The organism is Actinoalloteichus spitiensis RMV-1378 (genome assembly GCF_000239155.1).
In the GTDB taxonomy this organism is placed as follows: domain Bacteria; phylum Actinomycetota; class Actinomycetes; order Mycobacteriales; family Pseudonocardiaceae; genus Actinoalloteichus_B; species Actinoalloteichus_B spitiensis.
In genome coordinates this window covers 1-3190 of sequence record NZ_AGVX02000791.1, presented here as the reverse complement: position 1 = coordinate 3190, position 3190 = coordinate 1, and the positions used below count along the sequence as shown (strand labels likewise).

Annotated in this window: 3 protein-coding genes; all 3 read right to left on the bottom strand. The window is 72.8% G+C overall.

The window, feature by feature from the left end:
* Positions 1–481: NUDIX domain-containing protein (locus ACTIDRAF_RS0225315; RefSeq protein WP_245533638.1), on the bottom strand; the 481-nt coding region annotated here is incomplete at its 3' end.
* 2 nt (positions 482–483) lie between these two features.
* On the bottom strand, positions 484–2187 hold the full coding sequence (locus ACTIDRAF_RS0225310; RefSeq protein WP_026066487.1) for a CTP synthase: 1704 nt from the start codon (positions 2185–2187) through the stop codon (positions 484–486).
* Between the two features lie 164 nt (positions 2188–2351).
* On the bottom strand, positions 2352–3190 hold an 839-nt coding region (locus tag ACTIDRAF_RS0225305), incomplete at its 5' end, for a copper transporter (protein ID WP_016701443.1).

The following is a 3190-nucleotide window of genomic DNA, read 5'->3' as shown; positions in this document are numbered from 1 at the left end:
GGACCCGGTGCGGGACGAGGTCAGCTTCCTCGTCCCCCGTCCCGCTCAGCCGCTCCACCTCGGACAGGCCGGTCGCGAGGTACACCCGCACCACCTCGTCGGTGAAGCCCGGCGAGGCCGCGACATCCACCAGCACTGACCACTCCGCCGCGGCCAGCCCGACCTCCTCCGCCAGTTCCCGGGCGGCGGTCAGGGCGGGCTCCTCCCCGGAGACGTCGAGCAGCCCGGCCGGCAGCTCCCACAGCCGCCGGCCGATCGGGTGCCGGTACTGGTGGATCAGCACGACCCGGTCGTCCTCGTCGAGGGCGACCACCGCCACCGCACCCGGGTGTTCCAGGACCTCACGGCGGGCGGTGCCACCACCGGGCATCACCACGTCGTCGGAGCGCAGCGCGAGCACCGCCCCCTCGTAGAGGTCGACGCTGGCCCGCGTCTCGAACACGTGCGCGCCGTGGGTCCTGGTCACCGGGTCGTCCGCCACGATCACACCGTAGCGGTGGTCGCCTCGTCCGGGAACTCCACCGGCAGGCGCTCGGCGGCGCGGTAGTCCAGCGCCGCCTTCACGAACGCCGCGAAGAGCGGGTGGGGCCGCGTCGGCCGGCTCTTCAGCTCCGGATGGGCCTGGGTGCCGACGTAGAAGGGGTGCTTCTTCGCGGCCAGCTCGATGAACTCCACCAACCGGCCGTCCGGGGACGTGCCGGAGAAGACGAGACCGGCCTTGGTCAGCTTGTCCCGGTAGGCGTTGTTCACCTCGTAGCGGTGCCGGTGCCGCTCGGACACCTCCGTCGCCCCGTAGGCGGCGGCCACCAGCGACCCCTCGGTCAGCGTCGCCGGGTAGGCACCCAGCCGCATGGTCCCGCCCATGTCCCGCTCACCGGCAACCACCGCGGTCTGGTCGGCCATCGTGGAGATCACCGGGTGGGTACCGGCCTCGTCGAACTCCGCGGAGTTCGCCCCCGGGAGCCCGGCGAGGTTCCTCGCCACGTCGATGACCATGCACTGGAGGCCGAGGCACAACCCGAGCACGGGGATGCCGTGCGTCCGGGCGTGGGCGATCGCCCCCACCTTGCCCTCGATCCCCCGCACACCGAACCCGCCGGGCACCAGCACGGCGTCCACCCCGGCCAGCGCCGTCGCCGCGGCCTGCTCGTCCTGGCACTCGTCCGAGGGGACCCAGCGGATCTCCACCTTCGCACGGTGGGCGAACCCGCCGGCCCGCAGCGCCTCGGTCACCGAGAGGTAGGCGTCCGGCAGGTCGACGTACTTGCCGACCAGCGCCACCCGCACCGTGTCGACGGGGTTGTGCACCCGGTCGAGGAGATCGCCCCACACCCGCCAGTCCACGTCCCGGAACGGCAGGCCCAACCTGCGCACCACGTAGGCGTCCAGCCCCTCGGAGTGCAGCACCTTGGGGATGTCGTAGATCGAGGGCGCGTCGGGCGTGGCGATGACGCCGTCGGTGTCGACGTCGCACATCAGCGCGATCTTGCGCTTGAGGGAGTCGGGCACCTCGCGGTCGGCCCGGCACACCAACGCGTCGGGCTGGATGCCGATGTTGCGCAGCGCGGCCACCGAGTGCTGCGTGGGCTTGGTCTTCAGCTCGCCGGACGGCGCGAGGTAGGGGATCAGCGAGACGTGCAGGAAGAAGCAGTTGTCCCGGCCGACGTCGTGCCGGACCTGCCGGCAGGCCTCCAGGAACGGCTGCGACTCGATGTCCCCGACGGTGCCACCGACCTCGGTGATCACCACGTCCGGCGTCACGCCGTGCTCGTCCGGCTCGGCCATGGCGGTGATCCTGGCCTTGATCTCGTCGGTGATGTGGGGGATGACCTGGACGGTGTCCCCCAGGTACTCGCCGCGTCGTTCCTTGGCGATCACCGTCGAGTACACCTGACCGGTCGTGACGTTGGCACGACCGCTGAGGTCCCGGTCCAGGAACCGCTCGTAGTGGCCGATGTCGAGGTCGGTCTCCGCCCCGTCCTCGGTGACGAACACCTCACCGTGCTGGAACGGGTTCATCGTTCCGGGGTCGACGTTGAGGTAGGGGTCCAGCTTCTGCATCGTCACCCGCAACCCGCGCGACGTGAGCAGCTGCCCGAGGCTGGAGGCGGTCAGTCCCTTACCCAGGGAGGATGCCACGCCTCCCGTGACGAACACGTGTTTGATCGTGCGTGCTTGCAGCACCAAGGAGGCTCCCGTGATTCCCGTGCGTCTGGCCGTGACGGCCGGAGTGTCCTGAATGATGGGGGACGGACCACCGTCGACCCACGGGACCTCACCGTAACACCTCCCGGAACGGGTCCTCGACACGCACGCCCGCGCTTCCGCCCGCGCCCACGCCTGGTGACAGCTCAGGTACCCGGCGCCAGCGGGGACCGGCGCTGGGCGTTCTCCGCTCCCCCGAAGTGGCCCACCTCGCCCTCCCACGCGGCCCGCAGCGCGAGCACGGCCACCGCCGGGCCCTCCCCGGCGCCCAGGGTGTCGACGGTACTCACCCGGGTCCGGGTGCCCGCGTCCGTCCGCAGGACCCCCAGCAGCCCGTCCTCGGCCGCCGCCCGGGTCGGCCCCGCCACGACCACGCCACGCCCGGCACGGGCCAGTTCGGAGACCAGCGCCCGCAGCAGCTGGGAACGGTCCCGGAGCGCGCCCCCCGTGCCCTCCCCGCTGGTGCCGCCACCGGTGCCGGTGAGGACCACCACCAGTTCCGCCGGCGACACCGGCCCCCTCGCCCGCAGGAACCCCGCCTCCGCGAGCGCGGTCAGCGCGACCTCCCGCTCCACCTCCTCCCCACCGGGTTCACCGGTCACCGGATCGACCACCAGGAGGGAGGCCAGCAGCGACCCGGCCAGGGACCCCGGGTCACCTCCGGCGGGCAGGCTCGCCCCGGCGGGCAGCAGCCGCCTGACCAGGTCGCGCAGCTGGTCGACCCGCCGCCCGTCCACGAAGTCCCCGGTCACCGCGACCTCCCCGGCGACCCGACCGCCGGCCTCCTCGACCAGTGCCGCGACCGAGGAGGCGGCCGCCTCCTCGACGTCCTCGGTGGTGACCAGGAGCACCGAGCGAGCGGACAACACGTCCCGGACCACCAGCGGGCCCGCCGACGCGCCGAACTCCTCCGCGCCCCCCAACCGCTCCCGCAGCTCGTCCCGCTCGGCCTCCAACTCCGCCACGCGCTCGGCGAGCTCCTCGC